General features: G+C 61.7%; 1 protein-coding gene and 1 pseudogene. Both read left to right on the top strand.

Going from position 1 to position 2,629, the window contains the following annotated elements; all coding sequences use genetic code 11:
* Positions 1-974: 974 nt before the first annotated feature.
* Positions 975-1,202 (top strand): hypothetical protein, encoded by a 228-nt coding sequence (locus AB4Y42_RS43715; RefSeq protein ID WP_368692796.1) that lies wholly within the window; start codon positions 975-977, stop codon positions 1,200-1,202.
* A gap of 853 nt (positions 1,203-2,055) precedes the next feature.
* Positions 2,056-2,496: pseudogene (locus tag AB4Y42_RS43710) on the top strand (phage integrase family protein); the annotation flags it as partial.
* Between the last annotated feature and the right edge of the window lie 133 nt (positions 2,497-2,629).

The following is a 2,629-nucleotide window of genomic DNA, read 5'->3' as shown; positions in this document are numbered from 1 at the left end:
TGTCGAGCGGTCTGGGACGCTGGATTGCGCGCATCGTCCACACTGACCACGCGGCATGCCCGGCCACCATGGAGGTTGCCGATATTCAAGGTGACTTCGGAACGGTTGAAGAGACCCTTGATTCCGGAGTCCGCCTCTGCAAGCACATGGCGAAGCGTTTCGCGGTGCAATAACTGCTCAAAGGCCCCACACGCTTGTCTCAGATGAACACGCTTCACCTCCCGCGCAGTCGATGCGCTCGATCTCCGCGATGATCGGAGCGTTGGCTCGCGCCTCGGTGTCGATGGCTTCCACCATAGCGCAGGCCACGGACACAGAAGGGTGTTGTGAGGCACTGAAAGGCTTCGAACGCGTAGCAGGCAGCGGCGAGTGCCATGTCGCCAGGTGCGAGTTCTGATCGTCTTGCGTGGCCGCCTTCCACCTGCCGCGCTCGTTCGGCTAGCACATCGCGCTCTGCGTCGCTCATCCTTTGCACAGGTTTGCCAATAATCTCTGAGGTCGACTGCGCGACCGCACCTGTGGGTAAGTTCGCGGGAGTTTCCAAACCTGCACGCTCGTAAGGCTGCCTGGGTGTAGACTGAACTGGCTCGACGGGTGCTGCTTCCACCAAGAGGGACGCATAGCCATTGTTGCCATCCCGGGCGTGCGTCGGCACCTCATAAGGAGGTGGCAACTCGTCGAGCCATGCCTACACTTCGCTGCCAGACTACATCTTGCCCAGCACAGTGGGAAGCTCAGTTCGAAGCGGTCCGCACCAGCTGCGGCAGCAGGAGCACCGGGAGCCGCGTAGAGCGGCGCCAGAATCGGAAGCAGCGCGCGCCAAGGGCACGTCTCGGATATGGGGCGTCCTTGTCAGCCCGGTGCGGGAAGTCGATTTCAGCACATGCATAGCATTACGCGGACACTTGCATTTTGTGCTGCGCATGTTATTTGCTCATCGCCTTTCGTCATGCGAAAACCTTCCGGAGCCAGCCATGCAATTCATTTTCCAGTCCTGCCTGATCAGCGCGAGCGCAAGCATCGATGACGGGAGAATCGTGGCGAGTGCGAGAATCTTCGTTCCGGCGTCAGATGGTTCACTCGAAGACGATGTTCACGACCTCTGCCTCGATGAAAATTTCATCGACGAGAATGAGGCTCTGGCTTTTGCGCTCGAGCGTGCAGTGGGCTGGGTTGAAGAGCACTGTGTGAGCGAAATGTAGTCCGCGCATATCTGCCCGTGCCCGCATGATCGAGGCACTCTTTGCAGCGTGGCCCGCGCTCAGTTGAACCGGCGTCGAAATGCGGTGGCTCATGGAACCAGCGCGGGAACGCGCATAGCAGACACCAAATTCGCGGTCGACGAAGGCTCGCAAGAGTTCGATCGCCGATCAAGTCAAAAATCGAATCACCGGCGCCCGAGAGCCCGGGCGCGCTAACACCGCACGATCCCGCTCTCGCCTTCCTCCAAGATGCCGACAGCCGCAGTGCAGGCACATCACATGCTCGACGTTGGATTCACAGGACGGCGAACATGCGATTGGCCCGCTCTATGCACCCCCGCAGCCCCACGCACCGGCAAAGCGTGACGGTATGGATCGCGCTCTTCGCCGTTCCGCGAACAGCCGCTGCGCCGAATCCCGGAGGTGCGCCGCCGATATTGTCGGTGCAGCGCCAAGTCGACGGGCCTGGTCCACCCAGTCAGCAAGGAGCAGGTCAATGTTCGCATCAATGAAATCGGCAAGAGTCATACGGCATCTCCCGGAAGCGGACATTTGCTACAGCCCTCAGCGCGGGCTACGCATCAGAGGGCAATTCCTTCGGGCACCAGAGCGCTGCTATTTGTTTCGATAACGGCAGCTGCAACGGCCGCGGCGCGGCTACCCGCCTCAATGCAGGGTCACGCTCTATTCAATCAGCCAGTGGCGTACGGCACGCAGCGAACAGCTTCGACCAACGTTTGCGTAGCATCGGCATTCTGTGAAGCGAGGAAGCATCGAAGGACGAACGGAAACGCAGCTGGACCGATAACTTTTCTTATCGGTCCAGCATCAAATCTGGACTAAACTGGCGGTCATGAAAACGCATGAGACTGAACCCGTCCGGTTCCCCGACGACGCCGAACTCGCTGCACTGCGCGCGTGGTATGCCGGACTCGACGCCCGTACGGCTGTCGCACGCTATCTGGGCGAGCGCAAGGCGCCGGGAATGTCTGCTCGCGGCGTGCTCGGACGCATCCGGCGCGCACTGGTCGCATTCGCGACGAGTCGGCACCGTCCCGACCTGGCACAAACATTCGATGCGCGACCGGCAGCGTCGGCTGATACCGTCGCGCACACGATCGAGGCGCTGCGCCGCCTGCCGGCACCGGAGCCGCACATCGCCGACGAGATCGACCGATGGTTGGCGCCGCGCGTCGTGGCCGCCCTGCGTGCGCATGGAATCCGGACCCTCGCGGACCTGACCGTGCGGATTCCGCGCCGGCGGCGCTGGTGGACAGCGATCGCCGGACTCGGCACGGCAGTAAGCGATGAATTCTCCACACCGAATGTAGAATCGTTCGCAACCAGCGGGCGAGCGTAGCTGCATCGCGACGGTCGCGATCGACCGGCGATGTCTGCGTCAGGATGGTGAGCCTGTGCGTCGGGCT

The sequence above is a fragment of the Paraburkholderia sp. EG286B genome (genome assembly GCF_040965655.1).
Lineage (GTDB): Bacteria > Pseudomonadota > Gammaproteobacteria > Burkholderiales > Burkholderiaceae > Paraburkholderia.
The sequence above is the reverse complement of the archived record's forward strand: the minus strand, read 5'-3'. Positions and strand labels throughout refer to the sequence as shown.

Coding starts and splice junctions, on each gene's coding strand:
- AB4Y42_RS43715 (WP_368692796.1), top strand. CDS start 975: ATGCAATTCATTTTCCAGTCCTGCCTGATCAGCGCGAGCGCAAGCATC.